Consider the following 25970-nt stretch of genomic DNA (forward strand, 5'->3'; position numbering starts at 1 on the left):
CGGCACACTGGGCCGGGTGCTGAAAGCGGAAACCGTGGTGGACCGGAAAGTGCCGCGTGATCCGCGGATCTCCCCGGACGGCCGGTGGGTGGTCTACCTGACCGCACCGGTGGGCCGGACCGGGAAACACCCGGTGAGCGAGCTGTGGCTGGCCCCTTCCGACGGCAGTGCGGCTCCGCGGGAGCTGGCGGCCGGTGTGGCCGCGGACAACCACGCACCGAGGTGGGCGCCGGACTCGGGTTCGGTGTTCTTCCTGTCGGACCGCGCGGAGCGGGGAACGGCGCAGCTCTACCGGATCGGGCTCGACGACGATGCTCCCGAGCAGCTCACCGACTGGCCGGTGGGCATCAGCGGCCACGTCCCGCTCCCGGGTCGGGTGGTGGTGATCGCGCCGGATCCCGAGGAACGGCTGGGTGATCCGCGGGTGCGGACCGTCCCGCGCGCCGTGAGCACGCAGACTCCGGCGGAACTGCCGAACGGCGAACCCGAAGACCCGTCAGGGCGCTGGGACACCGAGGACCGCCCCGACCGGCTCTGGCTGCTCGATCTCGGCACCTCCGCCGTCCAGCCCCTCGGCGATCTCGGCCGCCGGCACGTCCGCGAAGTCGCCGCCCGGCCGGACGGGACCACCCTCGCCGTCCTCACCTGGGCCTGCGCCGATCGCGCGCCCGGCGTCTTCGGACCCGGCCTGCACTTCGTCGACGTCGCCACCGGCGAGACCCACGACCAAGCCACCCCGGCTCTCGAAGCGTCCGACCCGGCCTGGTGGCACGACGGCACCGCCTGGCACCTCGCCTACCTCGGCCTGACCCCGCCGGGCCTCATCGGCGGCACCGCCGTCTTCGACAACGGCGAGAACCTCACCGCCGACCTGGCCCTCTGCCCGATCGAACTCGTCCAGGTCGACGGCGGCCCACCTCTCGCCCTCTTCGCCGAAGGCCTGGACACCACCCTCCGCCGCCTCGACCCCGGCGAGCGCGCCTTCGCCGAAATGACCAAGGTCCACGGCACGTCCCTCACCGCGAGCCGGGACGGCGGCACGATCGCGCTGGTCGTGAGCAGGGGGACCGAGCCCGAAGAGATCCACGCCGGTGCGCCGCACAGCCTGAAACGCGTCAGCGCGCCGGCGTCACCGGGAACCTGGGGCACCCAGCACCGGCTGGCCTACCGGGCCTCGGACGGCCTGGATCTCGACGGCCTCCTGATCCTGCCGCCCGGCAAAACGCGGTCCGACGGCCCGTTCCCGCTCGTCACCCTCGTGCACGGTGGCCCGTACGACCGCTACGCCGACCGCTTCCACCTCGGCTGGTACCCGTCCGGCCAGTGGCTCGCCGCCGCCGGGTTCGCGGTGTTCCTCCCGAACGCGCGCGGCGGAATGGGCCACGGCCACGCCTTCGCGGCGAGCGTCGCCGGGGACGTCGGCGGGGCGGAGCTCACCGACGTCCTCACCGGCATCGACGTCCTCGTCGAAGACGGGATCGCCGACGAAGCCCGGCTTGGCATCGGCGGCTGGAGCCACGGCGGGTTCTTCGCCGCCTGGGCGGTCACGCAGACCGACCGGTTCAAAGCGGCCGTGGTCGGCGCCGGCGTCATCGACTGGCCGCTCCTGGCCGCGACCGGCGAGCACTCACTGTTCGAAGCGGCGCTGGGAGGCCGGGAGAACAGCCCGATCACCCACGCCCACCGCATCCGCACGCCCGTCCTCATCCTGCACGGCGAGGGCGACACCAACGTCCCGCTGTCGCAAGCCGAACTCCTGCACCACGCCCTCGGCGACCGGCACCACGAGTTCGTCGTCTACCCGCGCGAGAACCACTCACCCCGCGAGCGCGCTCACCAGATCGACATCCTGGACCGCTCACGGAAATGGTTCTCAGACCTGCTCGCCTAGCTTGAACTCCGCCTCGCCGGCGCTGAAGGAGAACCCGTCCGCGCCGATGGTGACGTCGGCTTCGCGTGGCTCGGCCCGTTCGACGACGGGCTGGACCTCGCCGGCGAGGTCCAGCACCACCGAAGCGTCGGTGTACCAGCTCGGCACCACCGGGTTGCCCCACCAGTCGCGGCGCTGGTTGTCGTGGACGTCCCAGGTGATCACCGGGTTGTCCGGGTCGCCGGTGTAGTAGTCGTGCGTGTAGATCTCGACGCGGTGCCCGTCGGGGTCCCGGACGTAGAGGTAGAACGCGTTCGAGACGCCGTGCCGGCCCGGGCCGCGCTCGATCATGCCCGGCTTGCGCAGCGCCCCGAGGTGGTCGCAGATGTGCAGGATCTGGTGCCGTTCGTGCGACGCGAACGCGATGTGGTGCAGCCGCGGGCCGTCGCCGCCGGTCAACGCCACGTCGTGGACCGTCGGCTTGCGGAACATCCACGCCGCGTACACCGTGCCCTCGTCGTCCTGGATGTCCTCCGACACTCGGAAACCCAGGCCCTCGTAGTACTTCCGGGCCGCCGGGACGTCGGGGGTGTCCAGGTTGAAGTGGTCCAAACGCGACAGTGCCCCGGCGCCGTGGACGTCGTAGCGCTGGGTGAACCGCTCGACGTGCTCGGCCTCGTGGAAGAACTCGACCGGGAACCCGAGCGGGTCGATGACCCGCACCGCCTCGCCGATCCCACGCGTCGCACCCGCCGCCCGCCGCTCGACCCGGCAGCCGAGCGAGCGGTAGTACGCCTCCGCCAGGTCGAGATCGGCCTCGCTGCGGACGCGGTAGCCCAGCACGGCCAGTGCGGGCGTGGATCCCTTGCGCAGTACCAGCGAATGGTGCAGGTACTCCTCGAACGCCCGCAGGTACAACGCCTCGGCATCTTCGTGCGTGACGACGAGACCGAGCACGTCGACGTAGAACGCCCGCGACGCGGCGAGATCGGTGACGACGAGCTCGGCGTACGCGCAGCGGAGGACGTCCGGCGGGATGGCGGTCATGACTGTCCCTTCCGGCCACTGCCGAACCGGGCCGTGTGCACGGGCCCGAGCGAGACGTGGATGGCCTGCTGGTGGGTGTAGAAGTCGAGCGAGCGGTAGCCGCCTTCGTGGCCGAGGCCGGACGCCTTGACCCCGCCGAACGGCGTCCGCAGGTCGCGGACGTTGTGCGAGTTCAGCCAGACCATCCCGGCTTCGACGGACTGCGCGAAGGTGTGCGCCCGCGTGAGATCCGACGTCCAGAGGTAGGCGGCGAGCCCGTACTTGACGTCGTTGGCCAGGGCCAAGGCCTCGGCTTCGGTGTCGAACGGCGTCAGCGCGACGACCGGCCCGAAGATCTCTTCCTGGAAGATCCGCGCGGACGACGGCACGTCGGCGAACACCGTCGGCGCCACGTAGTTGCCACTGTCCAAACCGGACGGACGCCCGCCGCCGGCGAGCAGTCGGCCCTCGGACTTGCCCAGCTCGACGTACCGCATCACCTTCTCGTAGTGCTCGGGGTGGACCAGCGCGCCGACTTCGGTGGCCGGGTCGTGCGGATCCCCGACGACGATGTTCGCCGCCCGTTCGGCGTACCGGGTGCAGAACTCGTCGTAGATCGGCCGCTCGACGAGGATCCGGCTGCCCGCGGTGCAGCGTTCGCCGTTGAGGGAGAACACGCCGAAGAGCGTCGAGTCGAGGGCGGCGTCGAGGTCGGCGTCGGCGAACACGATCGCCGGGGACTTGCCGCCCAGCTCCATCGACATGCCCTTGAGGTGCGCGGCGCAGTTGCGGTAGATCGTCTGCCCGGTCGTGGTCTCGCCGGTGAACGAGATCAGCGGCACGTCCGGGTGCTTGACGAGCGCGTCACCCGCTTCCTCGCCGAAGCCGTTGACCAGGTTGAACACGCCTTCGGGCAGTCCCGCGTCGGCGAAGATCCGCGCCCACAGGCTCGCCGACAGCGGCGTGAACTCGGCCGGCTTGAGCACGACCGTGCAGCCCGACGCCAGCGCCGGCGCGAGCTTCCAGCTCTCCAGCATGAACGGCGTGTTCCACGGCGTGATCAGCCCGGCGACGCCGACCGGCTTGCGGTGCACGTAGTTCACCTGCCGCCCGGGTACCTGGTAGGTGTCGTCGGCCTGCGCGACGACGAGGTCGGCGAAGAACCGGAAGTTCTCGGCCGCGCGCTGCGCCTGTCCCAGGGCCTGGGTGATGGGCAGGCCGGTGTCGAACGTCTCCAGCTCGGCGAGCCGGGCGTCCTGCGCCTCGACGGCGTCGGCGATCTTGTTCAGGATCCGCGCCCGGGCTCGCGGCAGCATCCGCGGCCACGGCCCGTCGGTGAACGCCGTGCGCGCCGCCGCGACGGCCCGGTCGACGTCCTCGGCCTGGCCCGCGGCCGCGGCGACGTATGGGGTGTTGGACACCGGGTCGAGCACATCGAACGTCTTGCCCGAGACGCTGTCGACGAGCTCACCGCCGATGTAGTGCTTCAGCTCGCCCGGCAGTCCTTCCGGGACGTAGTGGGTCATGCCTTCCCCTTCACGGTGAAGCCTTCGGTCGGCGATAAGTACTTCGCGCCTTCGGTCATCAGCTCGGTGATCCGCGCGACGCCGGACGTGGTCGGCGTGATCAGCGGCGGCCGGACGTGCCCGGAGGCGATCAGCCCGCGCTGCTCCAGCACCCACTTGCCGGGCGCCGGGTTGGTCTCGACGAACAGCAGGTCGACCAGGGGGTGCAGGCCGTAGTGGATCTCCCGCGCGCGTTCGTGGTCGCCGGACTGCCACGCGGTGTACAGCTCCGCGCAGGCGGCCGGCGCGATGTTGGCCGTCGCGCTGACGAACCCGGCGCCGCCGAGGGCCAGCAGCGGCAGGCAGAGCAGCTCGATCCCGGACCACACCAGCAGCTCGCGCCCGCACAGGTGCAGCACGCGGGAGAAGTGCTCGAAGTCCTTCGTCGTCTCCTTGATCCCGACGAAGTTGTCGCACGAGCGGTACAGCTTCGCGACCGTCGCCGGCGCGAGGTCGACCGCGGTCCGGCTCGGCACGTTGTAGGCGACGATCGGCAGGTCGGGGAACTCGCGGCAGACCGTGCGGTACCAGACGAACAGCGCGTCCTGCGTCGGCCGCGCGTAGTACGGGGTGATGACCAGCGCCGCGTCGATCCCGGCGTCGTGGGCCAGCGCCGTCAGCTCCAGGGTCTCGTCGAGCTTCGCCGAACCGGTGCCCGGCACGAACGGGACGCGGTCGCCGACCTCGGCGGCCACCGTGCGGATCGCCTCGGCGCGTTCGGCGACCGTCTGGGAACCGGGTTCGCCGGTGGAGCCGCCGATCGAGATGCCGTGCGAGCCGGACGCGAGCTGCCAGCGGACCAGGTTCGTCAGGCCGTCGTGGTCGACGGCGCCGTCGGCGGTGAACGGCGTCATCAGCGGCGCGATCGACCCGCGGATGCTCTGGGGGTCGGAGCGGAAGCGCATGGGGTCCTTCCCGGGTTCAGGGGTGACGGTGGGCGAGGAACGCGTCCAGGGTGGCCAGCCGGTGGGCGCGGACGGCCTGTTCGACGTCGGCAGCCGGGGCGCCGGCGTCGAGCAGGCCGAGGATCTGCTCGTGCTCGGCCACGGACTGGCGGGCGCGGCCGGGGACGAAGCTGAACGTCGAGGTGCGCAGGCCGCTCAGCCGGTCCCAGCCGCGCCGGACGAGGTCGAGGACCTGCGGGTTGGGGCAGGCGCCGAACAGCACGGCGTGGAAGTCGCGGTTGAGCGCGGTGAACCGGGCCGGCTCGAAGTGCCCGAGGCAGTCCGCCAGTTCGGCGTTCAGCGCCCGGGCGTCGGCGAGCGCGCCGGGCGGGAGCACCGGCGCGGCGAGCGCGGCGGCGTAGCCCTCGACGAGCGCGAGGGTCTGCATCGTGTGCTGGTACTCGCGTTCGTCGACCATCGCGACCTGCGCGCCGACGTGCCGCTCGAACGTGACCAGCCCTTCGGCTTCGAGGAGCCGGATGGCCTCCCGGATCGGTACGACGCTGACGCCGAGTTCCTGCGCGAGCTGGCCGAGGACGAGCCGGTAGCCGGGGGAGAAGGTGCCGTCGGCGATCCGGGCCTTGATCCACTCGTAGGCGATCCGCGACTTGCTCGGCGCGGTGCCGTTCACCGCTTCGCGAGCCATGCGGCGTACCTCCCGCGCCAGTGCTCGTCCATCGGGTAGAGGCCTTCGACGCGCTCGCCCGCGGCGACCTGCTCGGCGATGAACGTCTCCTGCAGCTCCTGCTCGATCGCCGCGTCGACGACCGCTTCGACCAGATTCGGCGGGATGACCAGGACGCCGTCCCCGTCCCCGACGATCACGTCGCCGGGGCAGACGGCGGCGCCACCGCAGGCGATCGCGACGTCGACGTCCCACGGCACGTGCCGCCGGCCGAGCACCGCCGGGTGCGGCCCGGCGTGGTAGGTGGGGATGTCCAAAGCGGACACCGCGGCCAGGTCGCGGACGCCGCCGTCGGTGACGATCCCGGCCGCGCCGCGCACCTGCGCCCGCAGCGCGAGGATGTCGCCGACGGTGCCGGTGCCGCGTTCCCCGCGGGCTTCCATGACCAGGACGTCGCCGGGGCCGAGGCTGTCGATCGCGCGCTTCTGCGCGTTGTAGCCGCCGCCGTGGTCCTTGAACAGGTCTTCGCGGTAGGGCAGGTACCGCAGGGTCCGCGCGCGGCCGGTCAGCCGGGCGCCGGGCCGGGTGGACGTCAGGCCGTCGATCGACACCGCGTCGTAGCCGCGCTTGCGCAGCTGGGCGGACAGCGTTGCGGTGCCGACGGATTCGATGCGCCGCTTGAGGTCCGCGGTCAGGGTGAAGTCCGGTGTGGACGTTCCGTAGGCGTCCGCCCGCTGCTGCTCGTCCACGCGGGGGAGCGCGCCGTACGGTTCGAAGGGGACGGTCCCCTCGGTGATCGGCGTGACGAGCCGGCCGGTGGTGTGCCCGGCGGTGTCGACCTCGACTTCGACGACGTCACCGGGGACGGCGACCGACGCGCCCGCGGGGGTGCCGGTCAGGACGACGTCACCGGGGTCGAGGGTGATCAGCTGCGAGAGGTCCGCGACCAGCCGTCCGAAGCCGAAGAGGAGGTCGCCGGTGGTGTCCTCCTGGACGAGTTCGCCGTTCAGCCAGGTCCGCAGCCGCAGCGCGGCCGGGTCGACGTCCGCGGCGGCCAGCACCGCCGGACCGAGCGGGGTGAAGCCGTCGCCGCCCTTCGACCGGAGGTTGCTGCCCTTGTCGGCGTACCGGAGGTCGTAGACACCGAAGTCGTTGGCGGCGGTGACACCGCCGACGTACGACCAGCCGTCGGCGGGGGAGACCCGGCGGGCGGTGCGGCCGATGACCAGCGCGATCTCGCCTTCGAAGCCCAGCAGTTCGGTGCCCGCCGGCCGTTCGAGCGCGGTGCCGCTCGCCGCGACCGACGTCGGGGGCTTGAGGAAGTACGACGGCTGCTCCGGCACCCGGCCGCGCTGGGCGGCGCGGGAGTGGTAGTTGAGGTGCAGCGCGATGATCTTGCCGGGCCGCTGCGGGAGGGGTGTCATCCGTGGTCCTGCCTGCCGGTTCGGAGAAGGTATCTCAAATGATATACGATCTGCGGCGTGGGGAAACCCCCTTCAGCCGCCGTAGTGGAGCCAGACGGACTTGACCTCGGTGTAGGCGTCGAGGGCCCACGGCCCCATCTCGCGGCCCCACCCGGACGCCTTGTAGCCACCCCACGGCGCCGCCATGTCCGGGATCGGCGGCATGTTGACGAACACCGCGCCCGCGCGGATGCCGTCGGCGTACCGCTGGGCCGTGCGCAGGTCGCGGGTCCAGACCGTCGCGGCCAGGCCGTACTCCGTGTCGTTGGCGCGGCCGAGGAGCTCGTCACCGTCGTCGTACGGCGTCACGGCGAGGACCGGGCCGAAGATCTCCTCGCGCATGATGGCCATGTCGTCGCGGACGCCGGCGAACAGCGTCGGGGTGTAGAAGTAGCCGTCGCCGCCGACCGGGGTGCCGCCGGTGACCAGGTCGGCGCCCTGCTCGCGGCCGGTCCCGACGAGGAAGTCGACGTGTTCGCGGTGCTTCGCCGACACCAGCGGGCCCAGCTGCGTGGCCTCGTCGGTGCCCGGGCCGAGCCGCAGCCCCTCGAGACCGCGCGCCAGCTTCCCGACGAACTCCTGCTCGCGCTTGCGGTCGACGTAGAAGCGCGTGTAGGCGGCGCAGACCTGGCCGGTGTTGAGCGTCGCGCCGGCGAGGTTGCCCGCGACGGCGGCGTCGATGTCGGCGTCGGCCGCGATGATGCTGGGCGCCTTGCCGCCGAGTTCGAGGGTGAGCCGCTTGAGGTTGGACGCCGCGCTCGCCGCGGTGATCAGCTTCCCGACCGCCGTCGAGCCGGTGTAGGAGACGTGGTCGACGTCCGCGTGCCCGGTCAGCAAGGCGCCGACCGCGCCGTCGCCGGTGACGAGGTTGACCACCCCCGCCGGGACCCCGGCTTCGTGGACCAGTTCGACCAGCCGGATGCTGGTGAGCGGCGTGACCTCGCTGGGCTTGATCACCACCGTGTTGCCGGTGGCGAGCGCCGGAGCGAGCTTCCACGCGAGGATCATCAGCGGGAAGTTCCACGGCGTGATCAGGGCGTTCACCCCGACCGGCTCGCGGCGCGTGTAGTGCAGGGTGTCCGGGAAGGACACCGGGTTCGTGGTGCCCTGCAGCTTCGTCACCCAGCCCGCGAAGTAGCGGAAATGCTCCGCAGCGCCGGTCACGCTCACCTGCCGGGACACGCCGATCGGCTGCCCCTGGTCGAGCGTTTCCAGGCGGGCCAGCTCTTCGTGGTGCCGCTCGACGAGTTCGGCCAGCCGGAACAGCAGCGCGGCGCGGCGGACCGGGAGCAGCCCGGCCCACTCCGGGGCGCTCAGCGCACGTCGGGCCGCCGCCACGGCGGCGTCGACGTCGGCCTTCGACGCGGAGCCGACCTCTTCGAGCACCCGGCCGGTGGCGGGGTCATGCGTGGGGAGGGCGCCGCCGCCGGCCTCGGTCCACTGTCCGTCGATGCACAGGCGTGTCGCCATCCCGGGTTCCTCCTCGGCCTTCGGTGAGCCGAGTATCGGGCGCCCGGCGGCCCCGGGTCTTGTCCGCTCACGCATGCCCGTTGACCGGCCGCGAAAGGATGCGTCCCGCCCCGCCGGGCGCGCGTCAGGCTGGGGCGCATGGATGTGATCGTGGTGGGTGCCGGCTCGGCCGGCTCGGTGGTGGCGCGGCGGCTGGCCGACGCGGGCGCGGCGGTGACCCTGCTCGAAGCGGGTGGTCCAGACGGGAACCCCGCCATCCACGACCCCGCGCGGGCCGGGGAACTGTGGCACGGTCCCGAGGACTGGGACCTGTACACGGTCCCGCAGCCGCACGCGGGCGGCCGCCGGCTGCACCTGCCGCGCGGCAAGGTGCTGGGCGGGTCGCACGCGCTGAACGCGATGATCTGGGTCCGCGGCGCGCCCGCCGACTACGACGGCTGGGGCCTGCCCGGCTGGACCTGGGCCGACGTCGAGCCGGTGTTCGCGCGGATCGAGAAGGACTTCCTGGAGGTCGTCCCGAACGAGCCGCTGCACCCGATCCAGCGGTCCATAGTGGACGCCTGCGCATCGGCCGGGTTGCCGCTGAACCCGGACTACAACAGCGGAACCCTGGACGGCGTGTCCGTCGAGCGGATCACCGCGCGCGACGGCCGGCGCTTGACGACGTGGCACGCCTACGGCCTTCCGGTGGCTTCGCGGCTGACCGTCCACACGGGAGCGTTGGTGCACCGGCTGGCCTTCGCGGGTTCCCGCGTGACCGGGGTGGTGGCTTCGATCGACGGCGTGGTGCGGGAGCTGCCGGCGGACCTGGTGGTGCTCGCCGCGGGTGCGCTGGCGTCGCCCGCGATCCTGCTGCGCAGTGGCGTCGGCCCGGCGGACGAGCTGCGCGCGCTGGGCATCGACGTCGTCGCGGACCTGCCCGGCGTGGGGCGGAACCTGCACGATCACCTGCTTTCACCGGTCATCTTCACGACTTCGCGCGAGGTCGAGCCGCCGGTTTCCGGACGTTCGGTGACGCAGGTGCACTGGTTCTGGCGCAGCCGTGCGGGATTGGCGGTGCCGGACACGCAGCCGATCTGCTTCAGCGTGCCGATGTACGAACCGTGGATGTCCGGGCCGCCGACGGGGTTCTCGCTGATGGCCGGGATGGTGTCGCCCTCCAGCCGGGGCAGCCTGCGGTTGGCCCCGGACGGTTCACCGCTGATCGACTTGGCCGCGCTGTCGTCGCCGGAAGATTTCGAGAGCCTGGTGGCGTCGGTGGAGCAGTGCCTCGAGGTCGGCCGGGCACCGGCGCTGGCTTCGGAATGGGGCGCGCGGCAGCTGTACCCGGGCCCGGAGGACGACGTCCGCGAGTACGTCCGCCGGACGGCGATCACGTACCACCACCAGGTCGGCACCTGCCGGATGGGCACCGGCGCCGACGCGGTCGTGGACCCGCGGCTGGCGGTGCACGGGCTCGACGGGCTGGTCGTCGCGGACGCGTCGGTGCTGCCCCGCGTGACGACGGGCAACACCAACGCCCCGGCGGTCCTGGTGGGGGAGCAGGCGGCGAAGTTCATCCTCGGCTAGCGGGCGAACACCCGCTTGCCGGCGAACCACGTCTCGACGACCTGCGTCGCGGCGACCTCCGAAGTCCGGAACGGATTCCGGTCCAGCACCACGAAGTCCGCCGACCGGCCCGGTGTCAGCGATCCCGTCACGTCGTCGAGGCCACACGCCCGCGCCCCACCGAGGGTGAACGCTTCGATCGCCTCGGCCAGGGTGATCGCCTGCTCGGGCCACAGCGCCCCCGGTCGCCTGCCGTGCGGGTCCTCCCGCGTCACCAGGCCCGCGATGCCCTCCCACGCGTTCGGGGACTCGCTGACCGGCCAGTCCGAGCCGCCCGCGACCAGCGCGCCCGTGTCCAGCAGCGTCCGGTTCGGCTGCATCCGGGACGCTCGCGCCGCGGGCAGCACCTCCGCGATCGCGTCCGGGATCACGCCAGGCACCCAGAGGAACGGCGAAATGTCGGCCGCCACGCCCAGCGCCGCGAACCGCGGGAGGTCGTCCGAGTGCACGAACTGTCCGTGCGCCACCTGGAACCGCGTGCTCGCGTACCCGGCGGCCCGCACCTGCTCGACCGCGTCGAGGAACTGCCGCACCGACGCGTCGCCGGTGCAGTGGACCTTCGCCGAGAAGCCCGCCGCGGCCGCGGTGAGCAGCCACCCGGTCAGCTCGTCCGGCGGCATGGTCGTCGAGCCGTGGAAGCAGCCGCCGTGGACGTCATCGGGCAGGTACGGCTCGAGGAACGCCGCCGTGCGCGTCGGCGGGACGCCGTCGAGGAAGATCTTCACGAAGTCGGGCCGGTGGTGCTCGCCGCGGTAGCGGCCGGCGACCTCCAGCAGCGGCGCGCCGACCGGGTCGAACCCGAAGATCGGGTCGTTGACCAGCAGCGACGACACGACCCACGCGGCCAGCTCGCCCTCGTCGTCGAGCGCTTTGAGCGCGCCGAGGATGTCGGTCGATACTCCGGCGTCCTGGAACGCGGTGACGCCGAACCCGTGCAGGATCTCGATCGCGCGCCGCGACGCCCGGCGGTGCTGCTCGGGCGTCAGCTCGCCGGTCACTCGTTCGACGAGCACGCCGGCGGCCTCCAGGAGCAGGCCGCTCGGCTCGCCGGCGTCCCGCACGATGACGCCCCCGGCGGGGTCCGGCGTGGCCGCGGTGATCCCGGCCAGCTCCAGTGCGCGGCTGCTCACCCAGCGGTTGTGGCGGCTGTCGTCGGCCAGCGCCACCGGCCGCCCGCCCGCGGCGTCGTCGAGCGCGCGCCGGGCGGCCACAGTGGACAGCCGCGAGACCAGGGTGGACGCCCAGGCACCGCCGGTCAGCCACTCGTCCGGGCCCAGCGAGGCGGCCCGGGCGCGGACCGCGGCGAGGATGTCGTCGAAGCCCGCGTCGGCGCCGAAGGTGAGTTCGAACAGGTCCGCGCGCCCGGCCATCGCGTGGTGGTTGTGCACGTCGACCAGCCCCGGCATGACGAACGCGCCATCGAGGTCGCGCACCTCGGTGTGCGGGCCGATGGTTTCGTCGGCGGTGATCTCGCCGCCGGCGACGGCCATTGTGGACGCCCACGGCCGCTCGGCGTCCACTGTGTACACGACGGCATTGGTGAGTACGAGGTCGGCCGCCATCGCTCAGCCCTCCGCCGGGTCGTACGGTCCGGGGTGGACGGTGGTGCTCAGCAGCCGTCCGTGGGCGCCGAAGGTGAAGTGCGTCGGCTGTTCGCCGGTGGCGTCGAGTCCGAAGAGGACGCCGTGCGAGCGCAGGGCGCGGGCGTCGCGGTGGTCGGCGACCGTCACCGACGCGCACGGGATGACCTTCTCCCGCCAGGCGAAGACGTGGATGCCGGGCCGCAGCCGGTAGACGGTGTTCTCGTCGGTGTCGGCGAGCCCGCGCTCGGGCCCGGCCAGGCACTGCCACGTGTACCAGTGCGGGCTGAGGTAGACGTGCTCGTAGGCGTGTTCGGCGCTGTACACCCACAGCACGCGGCGGCCGATCAGCGCGGTGCTCGGGGCCATCGCCTCGCCGCGGACGTCGTACCCGTCGATGGTCGCGGGCCGGAACTGCTGGGTGACGCGCGGGGTGCCGTGGTCGCCGATCGTGGTGGTGACGACCAGCGCGCGGCCGTCGCGCAGGTCCAGGAAGAGCGACACCGCCTCCCGGTCCGCGGGCCGGACCTGGACGTAGTAGAGGTCGTCGTCCACGAGGAACGTCTCGCCGGCGTCCGTGCCGGTCCAGGTTCGAATAGGCCCGTTGTCGTCGCGCAGGACGAATTCGCGGCCCCGCAGGTCGTCGACGGCCGGTGCCTTGTTCGCGTCGAAGCCGGGCGCGAGACCGTCGAGCGGGAGCCAGGTGGAGGTGTCCGAAAGAGTCATTTTTCCTCAGTGGTCGCAGTGGTCGCCCGACGGCAGGTCGAGCGCGGGGTTGCGGTCGCAGAAGCCGGCCGGCCGGAACAGGAAGCCGGACTTGTCGACGGGCATCACCGGCCAGTCCTCCGGCCGGGGGACGTGGGTGGGGCCGAAGACGTGCCAGAGCACGAGGTCGGCGTCGACGAGGTCGCGGTCCGCGGCGGTCCAGGCGGGCAGGCCCGCGCCGCCGGGGTGGGCGTTGGGCCGCTCGCCGGCGGGGTAGCGCTCGTCGTCGCGGTACGGCGTCGCCCAGAGGTGCCGCGTCGCGAAGGTGGCTCGCGCGTGCACGGACGCTTCGGGCTGGGCCAGCAGCGTCGCCGACGGACGCGGCACGAGCTGGTAGGCGGTCGGCTTGCCCAGCCGGTTCACCCGCTCCGCGCTGCGGACTTCCCAGACGCGGGCGTGGGCCGGGTCGGCGTGCCGCTGAGCCTCGCTTTCGGTCCGCAGCGGGGTGCTCCGCCAGGTGAACGCGTTGCCGTACGGGTTGTCCGGGCCGGTCGGCACGCCCACGACGTCGACCTCGTGCAGGCTGGTGCGCTCGCCGTCGACCTCGACGTCGAGCCGGGCGCAGAAGAGGTGCTGGTGCACCGGCGCGAACAGGCCGGGCGCGAGCTCGGTGGCGTGCGGCTGCTCCCGGCCGGGCGCGCCGGCGCCGCAGAAGACGATGCCGGTGGCCTTCGCCTCGAACTCGATCGAGCCGTCGAGGTGGAAGTACCAGTAGTGGCCGTAGTCGTAGTTGCCGATGGTCGAGATCGAGGAGACGACCAGCCGGCGCGAGCGGCGCACCTCCGGCGTCCCGGCGAGGTCGGTGTGCTTCCAGAGGATGCCGTCGTCCTCTTCGTGCAGGCAGACCGCGCGCGGGATTTCGACGGGCTCGCCGTGGTCGTCGGCGACCCAGGCCGGGAGGTAGCGGATCTCGCCGACGCAGTCGCAGCCGAGGCGCAGGTCGTTGCCGTTCTTGCCGAACTGGTACTCGCCGGCGTCGAAGTAGCTGATCCAGAACCGGCCGGGCGCGACGTCACCGTACGGGACCACCATCTCCGGGACGGAGGCCCGGTACAGGACCGGCCGGTCCTGGAAGCTCACCTGGTGCAGGGTCAGGCCTTCGCGGGAGTTGAAGCCGACGCGCAGCCGCCAGCCCTCCCAGGTCACCTCGGTGCCGTCGACGGCGAAGCTCGGGCCGTCGGGCTGGGTGATCTCGATCGGCCGCTGCGTCGTCCGGGCCTCGACGCCGGTGTAGCGGCCGTGCTCGGCCGGCACCGGGACGTCGCCCTCGTCCTCGACGCGCAGGACTTCCCGCCGGGTGAGGTCGAGGTGCACGACCAGGCCCTCGACCGGGTGGGCCCACGGGCTGTCGCCTTCGTCCTCGCGCAGGAAAGTCAGCGAGCGCATGACGCGGCCGGTCTCGTCCTCGCGGCCGAAGTGCCCGGGGGCCAGCGGTGCGCAGAAGGCGTGGCCGATCCGGTCGCCGAGGCCGCGGCGGGCCATCGCGGCCTGCCAGCCCGCGGACGCTTTGGTCAGCTGCTCGGCGAGTTCGTACTCCTCGAAGAGGTAGGACGGCTGCCCGGGTTCGTCGGTCCAGCCGGCCCAGCCGACCTCGCTCTTGGTGACGTCGACGACGGCCTCGCCCGATTCGCCGGTGGCGGTGTCGAGGAGGGTGTAGCGGATCCGCCGGGTCCCGGTGCCCGCGCGGACGTCGGCCTTGGCGGGTTCGAGGGGCACGACCTGCGGGAACCGGACGGCGTCGGTGACGAGCTCGGCGTCGGCGAGGAGGGCGCGCCCGGCGGAGAGCTCGGCGGCGGTCAGCGGGGCGAGGGGGTGCGGCGTGCTCACCCTGGGCAGTCTCGCGCGCCTCGCGGTCGCGCGGAATCACCCGTGCGGCGGCGGACAACAAGGCTGCGCTCGACGCCAACCACGGGTGCGCCGCCGCCGGTGAGGATGGGCGCATGGGATGGGAACTGGCCGGCAAGGCGGTCTTGGTGACCGGCGGGGCGTCGGGCATCGGGCTGGCGTGCGTGCGGGCGTTTCGGGCGGAAGGGGCGCGGGTCGGGGTGATCGATCGAGAGGCGGGGCCCTGGGGCGGAGCGACGGACGGCGGTTCGCAGCCGGTGCCGGCCGATCGCTCACCTGGCTTGGTGGCTGGGGCGGCGGATCGCGGTTCCGAGCCGGCACCGGCCGGCCGCTCCTCGGGCTCGGTCGCCGGTTCGGCCGGGATGGCCGACTCCGGTTCCGAACCGGGGCTCGAGTTCGCCCGCGCGGATGTCGCGAGCGATCCCGCCGGACCCGGGCTCGCGTTCGCCCGCGCCGATGTCACCGATGAACCCGCCTTCGCCGCCGCCGTCGCGACCCTCGCCCGGCACCTCGGCGGGCTCGATGTCGTCGTCGGCTGTGCCGGGGTCTCCGGGCCCGTCGGCAAGCCCCTCGCCGAAACCACCGCCGCCGAGGTCGCCGCCGTCCTCGCCGTCAACGTCACCGGTCCGTTCCTGCTGGTCAAGCACGCGCTTCCGCACCTGGCCGACGGCGGCTCGGTCGTGCTGCTCGGCAGCGACTCCGCCTTCACCGCCGCGCCCGGCATGGTGCCCTACTGCGCCTCCAAAGGCGCCGTCGTCGCCCTGACCCGCGCCCTCTCCGTCGAAGTCGCCGGCATCCGCGTCAACTGCGTCTGCCCGTCGGTCGTCGACACCCCGATGGCGCGCGGCGACCTCGGGGACCTCCTCGACGACCCCGCCTTCCCCGTCCAGGCCGCCGAGGACGTCGCCCGCCAGGTGCTCTTCCTCGCGTCCCCCGCGTCCCGGCCGGTCAACGGCCAAGCCCTGCTGGCCGACTTCGGGATGTCGGCCCGCTCGGCCTTCCCCGCCTAGGAAAGGATCCACAGTGGACACACCGAACAGGGTCGTCGCCGTCACCGGCGGCGGCACCGGCATCGGCGCGGCCGTCGCGCGGCGCTACTCGGGCGAGGGCGCGCACGTCGTCGTGCTGGGCCGGCGCCGCGAACCCCTCGAGAAGGTCGCCGCGGAGACCGGCGCGCACGTCATCATCTGCGACGCGAGCGTCCGCGACGACGCCGAAACCGCGGTCGCCGAGATCATCGGCAAGTTCGGGCGGCTCGACGTTGTGGTCGCCAACGCCGGCGGCCACGGCCTCTCGTCGGTCGTCGACACCGGCGACGACGAGTGGGAGCTGGCCCTGCGCTCGAACCTCTCCAGCGCGTTCGTGCTCTGCCGGGCCGCGCTGCCGTCGCTGGTGGAAACCGGCGGGCAGGTCGTCGTGGTGTCGTCGCTCGCCGGGCTGTTCGCCGGGCCGAACGTCGCCGGGTACACCGTCGCCAAGCACGCGCTGATCGGCCTGACCCGCTCGATCGCCCGCGACTTCGGGCCGAAGGGTGTGCGCGCGAACGCGGTCTGCCCGGGCTGGGTCCGCACGCCGATGGCCGACGGCGAGATGGACCAGTTCGCCGCGGCGGCCGGCTTCACCGGCGGTCACGACGAGGGCTACCGCCGGGTGACGGCGGAGGTCCCGCTGCGCCGCCCCGCCGAGCCCGAGGAGATCGCGGCGGTGGTCCGGTTCCTGGGCTCGGCGGAGTCGTCGTACATCACGGGCGCGGTGCTCGTCGCGGACGGCGGCGCCCACGCGGTGGACCTGCCGACGCTGGCCTTCGAGCGCGCCGGCATGTGAGTCAGGACCCCAGGTAAGCGGTGTGCAACGTCGCGGGGGAGTCCAGCAGCGTCCGGGCGTCCCCCGCGTACGTCACCCGGCCCGACGAGACCACCAAAGCCTCCTGCGCGACGCCGAGAGCCAGGTGCGTGAACTGCTCCACCAGCAGGATCGCCGCCCCCTCGGCCGCGAACCGCGTCACCACCGGCAGCAGCCGCGTGAACACCACCGGCGCCAGGCCGAGCGACATCTCGTCGATCAGCAGGAACGCCGGGCGCGCCGCGAACGCCCGCGCCAGCACCACCATCTGCTGCTCGCCGCCCGACAGCAGGGCCGCGGGGGAGTCGCGCCGCTTTTCGAGCTCGGGGAACAGCTCGAGCACGGCGTCGACGCGGTCCGGGGTGCGCGCGGTCAGGCGCAGGTTCTCCAGCACCGTCAGCCCGGGGAACACGGCCCGGCCCTGCTCGATGTGCGCGAGCCCGAGCCGCGCCCGCGCCACCCGCGAATGCCGGGTGACGTTCACCCCGCCCACGTGGACGCTGCCCGCCGCCGGCGCCACGACCCCCGACACCGCTTCCAGGAGGCTCGTCTTCCCGGCCCCGTTGGGCCCGACCAGCGCCGTGATCCGGCCGGGCTCCAGGGTGAACCCGACGTCGCGGATGACCGGGCCGGCACCGCGCTTCACCGTCAGTCCGTGGACTCGCAACGCCGTCACAGCAGCTCCGTTTCACCCATGTACGCCTTGAGGACCGCCGGGTCGGCGAGCACGTCCGCCTGCGGCCCGCTCGCGAGGACCTCGCCGAAGTCGAGCACCGTCAGCCGGTCGCACACCGACCGCACGAGGTCGAGGTCGTGCTCGATCAGCAGCACCGACACGCCGAACCGGGCCGGGACCTGCCGCAGCCGCCGTCCGAACGCGACGTGCTCCTCGTGCGGCAGCCCGGCCGCCGGCTCGTCGAGCAGGAGCACCCGCGGCCGGGCCAGCAGGTGCCCGACGACTTCGACGAGCCGCCGCGCGCCCGCGTCCACCCGGGACAGCGGGGTCCGGGCCGGCGGGCAGCCGAAGAACCCGAGCGCGTCGGCGACCTCGCGGCCGGTGACCCGGCGCCGGGCGACGAACCGGACGTACGCGCCCACCGTCAGCCCGGGTGGGACGCGGTCCTGCTGGAACGTCCGCCGCAGCCCGCGCCGGGCCCGCCGCACGGGCGAGCCGGTAAGCGGACGGCCGTCCAGCGTCACGGTTCCGGTGGCGCGCGGCAGGAAGCCGCTGATGACGTCGACCAAAGTGGACTTCCCGGCACCGTTCGGCCCGATCACGCCGAGGATGCCGCGTTCCGGCACCGAGATGTCCACTTCGGACAACGCGCGGACGTGACCGAAGTGGACAGTCAGGCCGCGGACCTCCAGCACCGGATCGCCGGGTGGCACCGGCTCGACCTCGGGGATGTCCGTGAGGCCGAGGCCGGTGGGCACGCGCGACCGGTACCGGAGGTTCCGGACGGCCGTGCCGAGGTTGCCGCGCCCGGCCAGGGCCTGGACGCCGAGCACGCCGAAGATCACGAACCCCCAGTCCTGCGGCACGCCCCAGCGTTTCAGCAGCTCCGGCACTGCGACCCAGAGCAGCGCGCCGAACACGGCCATGTCGATCAGGTGCGCGCCGGACATGATCGCCAGCACGTAGAGCGCGAGGGACTGGATCGCGGTGAAGCTGGCGGGGAAGGCGAGCCCGACCTGGCCGGTGAGCAGGCCGCCGCTGATCCCGCCGAGCGCGGCGCTGACCGCGAACGCCGTCAGCTTCGACGTCCGCACGCCGGCGCCGACCGCGGCGGTGCCCCGCTCGGAGAAGGCGACGAGGTGCCAGCTGCTGCCCCAGCGGCCGCGGCGCAGGAAGTGCACGAGCAGCCCGCAGGCGACCAGGACGAGCACCGCGAACAGGAAGTACGAGCGGTCGTCGGAGAACGCCTCCGGGCGTTCGACGGAGAGGCCGCCGGTCGCGCCGGGGAACTGGATCTGCACGAGCGTCAGGTCCGCGGCCGCGGCCAGCCCGAGGGTGACCACGGCGAGGGTGATACCGCGCAGCCGGAGCGCGGGCAGCCCGACGAGCACCCCGGCCGCCGCGGCGGCCAGCCCGCCGAGGAGCAGCCACGCGACGAACCCACCGGGCACCCCGGCGACATTGCACGCCGAGACGACGAAGGCGCCGACCGCGCCGAAGGTCAGCTGGCACAAGGAGATCATCCCGGCGGTACCGGTGACGACGCCGAGCCCGAGCAGCGCGATCGCCGCGACGACGGCGCTGACCCCGAGGTAGACGAAGTACCCGGCGAGCCCGACGCTCAGCGCATAGCCGACCCCGACTGCCGCAGCCGCGACGGCGAACGGCAGGGCCGCCCGGGCGAGGGGGTGTTCAGAGAGCCGCACAGCGCACTGCCTTTCCGGCCGCAGCGGCCAGGGGAATCCGCGACGGTCGCCCCGGCGCGCAGCCGGCCCCGACCGCGACAGTGGCCGCGGCCACAGCGGCCAGGGGAATCCACGACGGCCGCCCCGGCGCGTCAGCGACCGGCCGGAACCGCTCAGCGAGCCGCATCCCACACCTCCTTGCGCTGCGTCCACAGCAGCAGCGCCACGATGACCAGGAACGGGAGGAAGTACCGCAGCACCGACAGCCTGTCCGACTGGGCGACCGCCCCCTGCGCCATGCCGAGGACCAGCCCGCCGGCCACGGCCAGGTCGAGCCGCCGGAAGCCGCCGAGCAGCGCTGCCGCGGCCGCCGGGACCACGAGCATCGCCAGCGATGCCGGGTCGTTCGACTGCGACGGCGCGACGATCGACACAGCCAGCGTCGCGATCACCCCGGTCGCCGTCCAGACGCCGACCGACAGCGGCCGGGCCGGGATGCCCAGCAGCTCCGCCGTCGTCGGCCGCTCCGACAGCGCGCGCAGGCGGACGCCGAGCGTCGTGCGGGCCAGCACCACCCGGCAGGCCAGCGCCACCAGCACGGCCAGCGCGACCGTCACCACGGTCACCTGGCTGACCACCACCCCGCCGACCGTGAACGCCGGGCCGGCCAGCAGCGGGTGGAACGGCTGCGGCTTGTTGCCGAACAGGATGAACGCCAGCGAGATCAGCAGCAGGAGCACCGCGACCGTCACCGCCGAGCGCGTCCCGGTGTCGGCCTCGGCGAGCCAGGTCGAGACGATCCAGCCGAGGACCGCGCTCAGCGCGCCGCCGAGCACGATCCCCGCCACCGTGGCCAGCCACTCCGGAAGTCCCGAGTGGACCGCCAGGAACACCGCGACGTAGCAGCCGAACATCCCGGTGGCGGACTGCGCGAAGTTGACCACGCGCACCAGGCGCGACATCAGCGTCAGGCACACCGCGAGCACCGCGTACAGGCCACCGGCGGCGAGACCGGCGAGAGCGCCCTGCAGCATGACCGTCCTCCTAGGACCGGGGGATCCGGAGCCAGTCCGTCCCGGCCAGCTCCCACTTGTTCGTGCCGGAGGCCAGCTTGATCGGCCAGCCCGCGGTGTTGTCGTGGTGCGTCGGCGCGGGGCCGAACACGTACGGCGTGCCGACCATCGGGTCGGTGACCGGCTTCATCTCGCGCAGCGCCTTCGTGACGGACTCCCGGGTGACGTTGCCCTTGATCCCGCGCACGACGTCCAGGAAGTACTTCGCCGCCAGGTAGCCGCCCTGGCTGAACGACGTCAGCGGGATCTTGTTCTTCGTCATCAGGTCGCGCCAGTCCTTGGTCTGCGGGCTGCCGGCGTCGGTGAACGGGTAGAACTCGGCCGGCACGTACACCCCGGCGCCGGCGTTCGCGATCGCCTTGGCGTAGTTCTCGCTGTAGACGCTGGTCAGCAGCAGCCAGGTGACGTCGTTCCAGCCCTGCGCCTGCGCGGCCTTGAGCTGGCCGATCGAGTCGGGCTCGACCGGGTTCACGGTGATCGCCTTGCAGCCCGCGGCCCGCGCCTTGACGATGTAGGACGTGTAGTCCGACCCTCCATAGGGGACGGTCGCGTCGACGTACTTCAGCTTCTTGCCGGTGATCTTCGTCCACTCGTCGATCGCGGCCCGGTACGCCGGGAGCGTGTTGCCCGCGATCTCCAGCAACGCGCAGATGTCGTCGAGCTTCAGCGTTTCCGAGCCGTAGAGCAGTGTGAGCGTCATGTCGTGGAACGGGCCGACGTTGACCGGCGCGATGTTCGGGCTGGAGAAGCACGCCGGGTCGACGCCGATGCCCTGCACGGACAGGATTTTCTGCTGCTCGTAGTACTTCGCGTTGATCTCGCACTCGATGAGGCTGGACGACCCGACGAGCGCGACGGCGTCGTCGCCGCCGACGACCTCGCGGGCGGCCGCCGCGGCCGCCGCCGGGTCGCCCTTGTCGTCGATCGCCTTGTATTCGACCTTGCGGCCGTTGACCCCGCCCGCGGCGTTGGCCGCGTCGAACACGGCCTTGGCCGCCTGCGAGGCTTCGGGGAAGGTCGCCGCGCCGCTCAGCGCGTTGACCGAGCCGACGACGATCGGGCCGTCGCCGCCGGCTCCGGAACCGGCGCACCCCGCGGTGACGAGGAGGGCGGCCGCCAGGACGGGAAGGATCTTTCTCATGACTGCTCCCGGGCCGCGGCCACGACGGGCGCGGAGTCGACGATCTGCTCGAACGAGGTGAGGTCGCCGCCGTCGAAGCGCCACAGGTGCGCGACGCGGGCGGTGAAGGACCGGCCGGTCCGGCGGTGCGTGCCGGTGTAGGTGCCGACGCCGACGACGGTGTCGCCGGCGTCGAGGAGGCTGTCGAGGGTGAAGGTGTAGCCGTCCCAGTCACGGCCGATCGCTTCGAAGACGTGCTCGCGGACTTCGTCGGGACCTGTGTAGGTGCCGGCGTAGGGGAAGCCCGCGGCCTCGGTCCAGGTCGTGTTCGGGCCGAGCGGGGCGAGCATGCCGGGCAGGTCGCCCCGGTCGCTGGCGGCGTAGTGCGCGCGGATGACGTCCACAGTGGACACGCTGGTCTCCTTCAGACGGGCTGGGCGTCGGGGTAGGCCACCGAGCCCAGCGGGTAGACGTGGCCGCCGGCGCGGGAGTGCTCGGACCGGCCGTCGCCGGTGAGGCCGAGGAAGACGCCGGTGGTGCGCAGCGCGTAGCCGAGGTCGTGCAGCCACACGCTCGCCACGGCGATCCGGAACTCGCGGAAGCAGAACAGGTAGAGGCCGTCGGCGAACTTCCACACGGTCGAGAGGTCCATGTCGCCGTGGCCGCGCTGGACGCCTTCGAGGCACTGCCACGCGTAGCGCTCCGACGAGACGTAGACGTGCTCGTAGAGGTGGTCCGGGCTGTAGCGGTAGAGGTTGCGCTTGCCGATGAGGTCGCGCGACGGGCCGGGCGCGTCGCCGGACGGTGTGCCGCCGTCGGTGACCCCGGCGCCGAACCGTTGGGAGACGCGGGGAACGACGTCCTCGGCACCGATGACCGAACGGACCGCGAGCGCGCGGTGGGACGTCGTCGAGTACACGACGGTCAGCGCTTCGCCGTCGACGCTGGTGAACGGCAGGTTCACGAAGAGGACGTCGTCCCGTACGGCGACAGCGTCGTACGGATCCTCGACGCCGTTGCACACGACGCGCTCGGCGTCCTTGAAGCTCAGCGCGAGGACTTCGCCGTCGTCGAGGATGATCGTGACGTCGCGGCCGGAGAGGTCGGCGTCCGGCAGGCGGTAGGTGGCGATCCCGGCGGCGAACTCGTCGTAGGTGCGCCAGCCGTCGGTGGGGGCTTCGGGCATGGCCTCATCGTCGGGTGGGGCAGGCCGCCCGGCGAGCGGTCACGCGCTGCGGGGCAACTACCGGTCGCTGACGGTCAACTCGCGGCGCAGCTCGCTCGGCGCGCGGCCGAACGCGCTCTTGAACACCCGGCTGAAGTGCGCGGCGTCGACGAACCCCCAGCGCGCGGCGATGGCCGCGACCGGGCGGCCGGAGTGCACGGGGTCGAGCAGGTCGCGGCGGCAGTGCTCGAGCCGCCGGGTCCGGATCCACCCGGCGACGGTGGTGCCCTGCTCCTGGAAGAGGCCGTGCAGGTGCCGCGTCGAGATGAAGTGCTCGGCGGCGATCCGCGCGGGGCTGAGGTCGGCCGAGGGCAGGTTCGCGTCGATGTGCGCGCGGATCCGGCGCATGAGCTCGTGGTGCGGGTCCGCGTTGGCCAGGTCCAGTTCGGTGGCGACGAGCGTGGAGAGGAGGTCGACGGCGCTGTGCGCGAGCCGCGCGCCGGCGGGCCCGGCCAGCTGCTCGAGGTTCCCGCCGAGCTGGGCGAGGAAGGGGACGACGACGTTGCCGACGCCCTCCTTGCCGGACATGCGCACGGCGGTGAGCCGGCCGACGAGCTCGGCGGGCAGGTCGATCAGCCGCTGCGGGAACATCACGACGAGGGTGCGGACGTCCTCTTCGAAGACGAGCGAGTAGGGCCGGTGGGTGTCGTACAGAGCGACATCGCCGGGGCGCAGGACGGCTTCGCGGCCGTCCTGCACGAGCAGCTGGGTGCCGGCGAGGATCAGGCTCAGCTTGTAGTACCGCCGGTCGCCGCGGGCGATCAGCTCGGGGGTGCGTTCGACGACGTGCGGGGACGCGGTGATCTCGGAAACCTGCACCTCGTCGGCCCCGGACGAGCGGATCCGCCCCCGGAAGCCGTCTCCGTCCGCGGTGACGTGGAGGGGGACGAACGACTGCGAGACGGCGGTGCGGAACTCGGTGAAGTCGCGGGCGATGAGGGTCGTGGGGGCGGACACGGGGCACCTCGCAGCGTCGAGAGGGGAGCAGTGTCGTATACGATAAGCGATACGATCTACGCCGACAATGCTCGGACGCTGGCGCCCACCGGCCGCCGCGTGTGATCCTCCTCCGGGGAGGAGGGGCGGGGATGAACGCGTTCGGCACCCGGTTGCGCCGGCTGCGGCGCGCCGCGGGGCTCACCCAGGAGGCGCTCGCCGAGAAGTCCGGGCTCAGCGGCCAGGCCGTCGGCGCGCTCGAACGCGGCGACCGGCGTTTCCCGCACCGCGACACCCTCGACCGGCTGGCCGATGCCCTCGGCCTCACCGGCACCGACCGCGACGACTTCGCCCGAGCGGCCGCACGTCCGACGAAACCCGCGGCCGCCAAGGTCGTTCCCCGGGAGCTGCCCGGCGGGCTCGCCGTCTTCACCGGGCGGGACGCCGAACTCGGCCGCGTCCTCGCCTTGTTCGAGTCCCGGGACAGCGTCGTCGTCGCCATCGCCGGGATGGCCGGCGTCGGCAAGACCGCGCTCGCCCTCGAAGCCGGCCACCGGCTCTCGCGCCGCTTCCCCGACGGCTCGCTCCACCTCGACCTGCGCGGCCACGCCGCCGACCCGCCCGACCCCCTGGACCTGCTCGACCGGCTCATCCGCGAACTCGGCGACGAGCCGCCGAAGCCGCTCTCGCTCGAGTCCGCGTCCGCCCGGTTCCGGACGCTGCTCGCGGCGAAGCGCGTCCTGCTCCTGCTCGACAACGCCCGCGACGCCGCGCACGTCGCCCCGCTGCTGCCCGGCGCCGGGGGTTCCGGGGCGATCGTCACCAGCCGCGCCGCGCTGCCGGACCTGCCGCAGGCGCACCAGGTGCTGCTGGACGTCCTGCCCGAGGCCGACGCGCTCCGCCTGCTCGCGGCCGAGATCGGCGCCGAGCGCGTCGCGGCCGAACCGGCCGCCTCGCGAAGGGTCGCGCGCCTGTGCGGCTACCTCCCGCTGGCGCTGCACCTCGTCGGCGCGCGGCTGGCGACGCGGCCGCGCTGGCCCGTCGCCCACCTCGCGCACCGGCTCGACGACGAACACCGCCGGCTCGACGAAACCGGCGTCCGCGCCAGCTTCGCCGTGGCCGTCGACGCGCTCGACGACACCGCCGCCCGCGCGTACCCGCTGCTGTCGCTGCTCGACGTCCCGGAGCTGTCCGTGCCCGTCGCGAGCCGGCTGCTCGACGCGCCCGAACACGAGACCGAGGCGCTGCTCGAACGGCTCACCGACGAGCACCTGCTGACCACGCCCGCGCCGGGGTGGTACCGGCTGCACGACCTGCTGCGGCTCTACGCCCGGGAGCAGGCGCCACCGGACGCGGGGGCCGCGGCGATCACCCGCGTCGTCGAGCTGTGCGCGGCGATGGCGTGGCGGAGCATGGCGCTCGTGTCGGCGGCCTCGCACCGCCACGACTGGGCGGCCGGGCGGTGGGCCGCGCCCGGACCCGCGTCGGCGGACGAGGTGTTCGCCTGGCTCGACCGGCACCAGGCGCACCTGGTGACGGTCGTGCGCCAGGCCGCGGCGACGCCGGGCGTGCCGCCCGAGGCGATCGCCGCCGTCGGGCTCGGCCTCTACGAATACCACCGCGCCCGCGCCCGCTGGCGGGACGCCATCCAGGTCGACGAGGTCGCGCTGAGCCTGGTCGACGGCGTCGACCCGGTCGCGGCCGCCACGCTGCGCAACGACCTCGGCGTCGCCGAAGCAGAGCTGGCGAGCGGTGGCGAAGCCGCCGGTTTCCGGCGCTCGCACGAGCTGCTCCGCCGGAGCCTCGCCGACTGGGAGGCGATCGGCGACGAGCGTCAGCTCGCGGCCATCCTCAACAACCTCTGCTTCGTGTACGGCCTCGGCGACGACGTCGAGGCGGCCATCGGCTTCGGCGAGCGGAGCCTGGCGCTCAACCGGACGCTCGGGCTGCGGCACGTCGAGACGCTCAACCTGGTCAACCTGGCGGTGCTGTACGGCCGCCAGGGCGACCGCGAGCGGGAGCTGAAGTACGCCACCGAGGCGGTGGCGGTCGGCGAAGACACCGGAGACGTGCGCGGCACGGCGTACGGCCGCATGCGGATCGGGATCGTGCACCGCGACCTCGGCCGGTTCGCCGCCGCGGTCGACGAGCTGAGCCGCAGCGTGGACCTGTGGCGTGAGGCCGGCGTGCGGCTGTACGAGGCGATGACGCTCGCCGAGCTGGGCCGCGCGTACCTGGGCCGGGAAGAGCGCGACCGGGCGCGGGAAGTGCTCACGGAAGCCCTGGAGCTGCTGGGGGAGTACGGCGGTGCGGAGCGCGCGGCGGCGATCCGGGCGGAGCTGGAGCGGTTGTGAAGGCGACGACGAGGTAGGGCCGCGGCCGGTGCACCGGCCGGCAGGCGACCGTTCCGCCGTGGTTCGCGCAGACGATGGTGACGGTGTCGAGGACCCGCTCGACGAAGAGCAGCCGTGCCCGGGTTTCCGCGGCGGCGGGCACCCCGGAGAGCAGGGCCGCGGCGACGAGCGCGGCGAGAAGCGTTCTGAAGGCGACTCTCACCGGTGCCCTTCGCGTCGGGAATGGCGGCGAGACCGATCTTCGCGGCGCGCGACGGCGTGCGACAGCGACAACCTTTACGAACGACCTCCACAAACG

Annotated in this window: 21 protein-coding genes; 5 read left to right on the forward strand and 16 right to left on the reverse strand. The window is 73.0% G+C overall.

Going from position 1 to position 25970, the window contains the following annotated elements:
• Positions 1-16 precede the first annotated feature (16 nt).
• Positions 17-1891, forward strand: coding sequence for a S9 family peptidase (locus ACIRSS_RS44010; RefSeq protein ID WP_400906539.1), 1875 nt, complete (start codon positions 17-19; stop codon positions 1889-1891).
• Here ACIRSS_RS44010 and hpaD read toward each other — a convergent pair.
• The 6 genes from hpaD to ACIRSS_RS44040 all read right to left on the reverse strand — a co-directional run bounded on the left by hpaD (position 1874) and on the right by ACIRSS_RS44040 (position 8963).
• Entirely contained in the window at positions 1874-2917 is a 1044-nt protein-coding gene (gene hpaD, locus ACIRSS_RS44015) for a 3,4-dihydroxyphenylacetate 2,3-dioxygenase (RefSeq protein ID WP_400906542.1), read from the reverse strand. The two genes, ACIRSS_RS44010 and hpaD, sit on opposite strands and share 18 nt — an antisense overlap.
• Complete coding sequence (hpaE, locus tag ACIRSS_RS44020; RefSeq protein WP_400906545.1) at positions 2914-4422, reverse strand: 5-carboxymethyl-2-hydroxymuconate semialdehyde dehydrogenase; 1509 nt, start codon at positions 4420-4422, stop codon at positions 2914-2916. The genes hpaD and hpaE overlap by 4 nt, the downstream gene beginning before the upstream one ends.
• Complete coding sequence (dapA, locus tag ACIRSS_RS44025; protein WP_400906548.1) at positions 4419-5366, reverse strand: 4-hydroxy-tetrahydrodipicolinate synthase; 948 nt, start codon at positions 5364-5366, stop codon at positions 4419-4421. Before dapA ends, hpaE begins: the two co-directional genes overlap by 4 nt.
• 16 nt (positions 5367-5382) lie before the next feature.
• Positions 5383-6051, reverse strand: a complete 669-nt coding sequence (locus ACIRSS_RS44030; RefSeq protein ID WP_400906551.1) for a GntR family transcriptional regulator — start codon at positions 6049-6051, stop codon at positions 5383-5385.
• Entirely contained in the window at positions 6033-7454 is a 1422-nt protein-coding gene (locus ACIRSS_RS44035; RefSeq protein ID WP_400906554.1) for a fumarylacetoacetate hydrolase family protein, read from the reverse strand. The genes ACIRSS_RS44030 and ACIRSS_RS44035 overlap by 19 nt, the downstream gene beginning before the upstream one ends.
• 72 nt (positions 7455-7526) lie before the next feature.
• A complete protein-coding gene (locus tag ACIRSS_RS44040) occupies positions 7527-8963 on the reverse strand; it encodes an aldehyde dehydrogenase family protein (protein WP_400906556.1) in 1437 nt (478 codons plus the stop codon).
• A 138-nt stretch (positions 8964-9101) separates the two neighbouring features.
• Here ACIRSS_RS44040 and ACIRSS_RS44045 point away from each other — a divergent pair, with 138 nt between their 5' ends.
• Positions 9102-10532 carry a GMC family oxidoreductase gene (locus ACIRSS_RS44045; RefSeq protein ID WP_400906558.1) on the forward strand — a complete coding sequence of 477 codons (1431 nt, stop codon included), beginning with the start codon at positions 9102-9104 and terminating at the stop codon, positions 10530-10532.
• Here ACIRSS_RS44045 and ACIRSS_RS44050 read toward each other — a convergent pair.
• Genes ACIRSS_RS44050 through ACIRSS_RS44060 form a run of 3 tightly spaced genes read right to left on the reverse strand, consistent with a single transcriptional unit; the run spans position 10529 to position 14743 of the window.
• Entirely contained in the window at positions 10529-12133 is a 1605-nt protein-coding gene (locus ACIRSS_RS44050; RefSeq protein WP_400906561.1) for an amidohydrolase, read from the reverse strand. The genes ACIRSS_RS44045 and ACIRSS_RS44050 overlap by 4 nt on opposite strands.
• A gap of 3 nt (positions 12134-12136) precedes the next feature.
• Positions 12137-12877, reverse strand: coding sequence for a MoaF C-terminal domain-containing protein (locus ACIRSS_RS44055; RefSeq protein WP_400906563.1), 741 nt, complete (start codon positions 12875-12877; stop codon positions 12137-12139).
• 6 nt (positions 12878-12883) lie between these two features.
• Positions 12884-14743 carry a primary-amine oxidase gene (locus tag ACIRSS_RS44060; RefSeq protein WP_400906566.1) on the reverse strand — a complete coding sequence of 620 codons (1860 nt, stop codon included), beginning with the start codon at positions 14741-14743 and terminating at the stop codon, positions 12884-12886.
• 113 nt (positions 14744-14856) lie between these two features.
• On the opposite strand from ACIRSS_RS44060, the gene ACIRSS_RS44065 reads away from it, so the two are divergent.
• Both ACIRSS_RS44065 and ACIRSS_RS44070 read left to right on the forward strand, forming a co-directional pair.
• Positions 14857-15771, forward strand: a complete 915-nt coding sequence (locus ACIRSS_RS44065) for an SDR family NAD(P)-dependent oxidoreductase (protein WP_400906569.1) — start codon at positions 14857-14859, stop codon at positions 15769-15771.
• Positions 15772-15784: 13 nt separating this feature from the next.
• A complete protein-coding gene (locus ACIRSS_RS44070) occupies positions 15785-16585 on the forward strand; it encodes an SDR family NAD(P)-dependent oxidoreductase (RefSeq protein WP_400906572.1) in 801 nt (266 codons plus the stop codon).
• Between the two features lies 1 nt (position 16586).
• Here the strand turns inward: ACIRSS_RS44070 and ACIRSS_RS44075 are convergent, their stop codons facing one another.
• From ACIRSS_RS44075 to ACIRSS_RS44105, 7 genes are all read right to left on the reverse strand, one after another.
• On the reverse strand, positions 16587-17279 hold the full coding sequence (locus tag ACIRSS_RS44075; RefSeq protein ID WP_400906575.1) for an ABC transporter ATP-binding protein: 693 nt from the start codon (positions 17277-17279) through the stop codon (positions 16587-16589).
• A complete protein-coding gene (locus ACIRSS_RS44080; RefSeq protein ID WP_400907790.1) occupies positions 17276-18949 on the reverse strand; it encodes an ATP-binding cassette domain-containing protein in 1674 nt (557 codons plus the stop codon). Before ACIRSS_RS44080 ends, ACIRSS_RS44075 begins: the two co-directional genes overlap by 4 nt.
• 188 nt (positions 18950-19137) lie before the next feature.
• Complete coding sequence (locus ACIRSS_RS44085; RefSeq protein ID WP_400906578.1) at positions 19138-19998, reverse strand: branched-chain amino acid ABC transporter permease; 861 nt, start codon at positions 19996-19998, stop codon at positions 19138-19140.
• Between the two features lie 10 nt (positions 19999-20008).
• Positions 20009-21178 carry an ABC transporter substrate-binding protein gene (locus ACIRSS_RS44090; protein WP_400906581.1) on the reverse strand — a complete coding sequence of 390 codons (1170 nt, stop codon included), beginning with the start codon at positions 21176-21178 and terminating at the stop codon, positions 20009-20011.
• The gene (locus ACIRSS_RS44095) at positions 21175-21570 is read right to left on the reverse strand and encodes a nuclear transport factor 2 family protein (protein WP_400906583.1); all 396 of its coding nucleotides are present in this window, start codon (positions 21568-21570) and stop codon (positions 21175-21177) included. Before ACIRSS_RS44095 ends, ACIRSS_RS44090 begins: the two co-directional genes overlap by 4 nt.
• A gap of 11 nt (positions 21571-21581) precedes the next feature.
• Positions 21582-22343, reverse strand: coding sequence for a MoaF C-terminal domain-containing protein (locus ACIRSS_RS44100; RefSeq protein ID WP_400906586.1), 762 nt, complete (start codon positions 22341-22343; stop codon positions 21582-21584).
• Positions 22344-22400: 57 nt separating this feature from the next.
• Entirely contained in the window at positions 22401-23339 is a 939-nt protein-coding gene (locus tag ACIRSS_RS44105; protein ID WP_400906589.1) for a helix-turn-helix domain-containing protein, read from the reverse strand.
• A 131-nt stretch (positions 23340-23470) separates the two neighbouring features.
• Here ACIRSS_RS44105 and ACIRSS_RS44110 point away from each other — a divergent pair, with 131 nt between their 5' ends.
• On the forward strand, positions 23471-25672 hold the full coding sequence (locus ACIRSS_RS44110) for a helix-turn-helix domain-containing protein (RefSeq protein WP_400906592.1): 2202 nt from the start codon (positions 23471-23473) through the stop codon (positions 25670-25672).
• Positions 25673-25970 lie beyond the last annotated feature (298 nt).

Origin of the sequence: Amycolatopsis sp. NPDC101161 (genome assembly GCF_044768185.1) — a bacterium.
Classification (GTDB): Bacteria; Actinomycetota; Actinomycetes; order Mycobacteriales; family Pseudonocardiaceae; genus Amycolatopsis.

What these genes read in the sequence shown, in the direction of transcription:
- hpaD (WP_400906542.1), bottom strand. Translation starts at nt 2,917, where the DNA reads ATGACCGCCATCCCGCCGGACGTCCTCCGCTGCGCGTACGCCGAGCTC.
- hpaE (WP_400906545.1), bottom strand. Translation starts at nt 4,422, where the DNA reads ATGACCCACTACGTCCCGGAAGGACTGCCGGGCGAGCTGAAGCACTAC.
- dapA (WP_400906548.1), bottom strand. Translation starts at nt 5,366, where the DNA reads ATGCGCTTCCGCTCCGACCCCCAGAGCATCCGCGGGTCGATCGCGCCG.
- ACIRSS_RS44030 (WP_400906551.1), bottom strand. Translation starts at nt 6,051, where the DNA reads ATGGCTCGCGAAGCGGTGAACGGCACCGCGCCGAGCAAGTCGCGGATC.
- ACIRSS_RS44035 (WP_400906554.1), bottom strand. Translation starts at nt 7,454, where the DNA reads ATGACACCCCTCCCGCAGCGGCCCGGCAAGATCATCGCGCTGCACCTC.
- ACIRSS_RS44040 (WP_400906556.1), bottom strand. Translation starts at nt 8,963, where the DNA reads ATGGCGACACGCCTGTGCATCGACGGACAGTGGACCGAGGCCGGCGGC.
- ACIRSS_RS44045 (WP_400906558.1), top strand. Translation starts at nt 9,102, where the DNA reads ATGGATGTGATCGTGGTGGGTGCCGGCTCGGCCGGCTCGGTGGTGGCG.
- ACIRSS_RS44050 (WP_400906561.1), bottom strand. Translation starts at nt 12,133, where the DNA reads ATGGCGGCCGACCTCGTACTCACCAATGCCGTCGTGTACACAGTGGAC.
- ACIRSS_RS44055 (WP_400906563.1), bottom strand. Translation starts at nt 12,877, where the DNA reads ATGACTCTTTCGGACACCTCCACCTGGCTCCCGCTCGACGGTCTCGCG.
- ACIRSS_RS44065 (WP_400906569.1), top strand. Translation starts at nt 14,857, where the DNA reads ATGGGATGGGAACTGGCCGGCAAGGCGGTCTTGGTGACCGGCGGGGCG.
- ACIRSS_RS44085 (WP_400906578.1), bottom strand. Translation starts at nt 19,998, where the DNA reads ATGCTGCAGGGCGCTCTCGCCGGTCTCGCCGCCGGTGGCCTGTACGCG.
- ACIRSS_RS44090 (WP_400906581.1), bottom strand. Translation starts at nt 21,178, where the DNA reads ATGAGAAAGATCCTTCCCGTCCTGGCGGCCGCCCTCCTCGTCACCGCG.
- ACIRSS_RS44100 (WP_400906586.1), bottom strand. Translation starts at nt 22,343, where the DNA reads ATGCCCGAAGCCCCCACCGACGGCTGGCGCACCTACGACGAGTTCGCC.
- ACIRSS_RS44110 (WP_400906592.1), top strand. Translation starts at nt 23,471, where the DNA reads ATGAACGCGTTCGGCACCCGGTTGCGCCGGCTGCGGCGCGCCGCGGGG.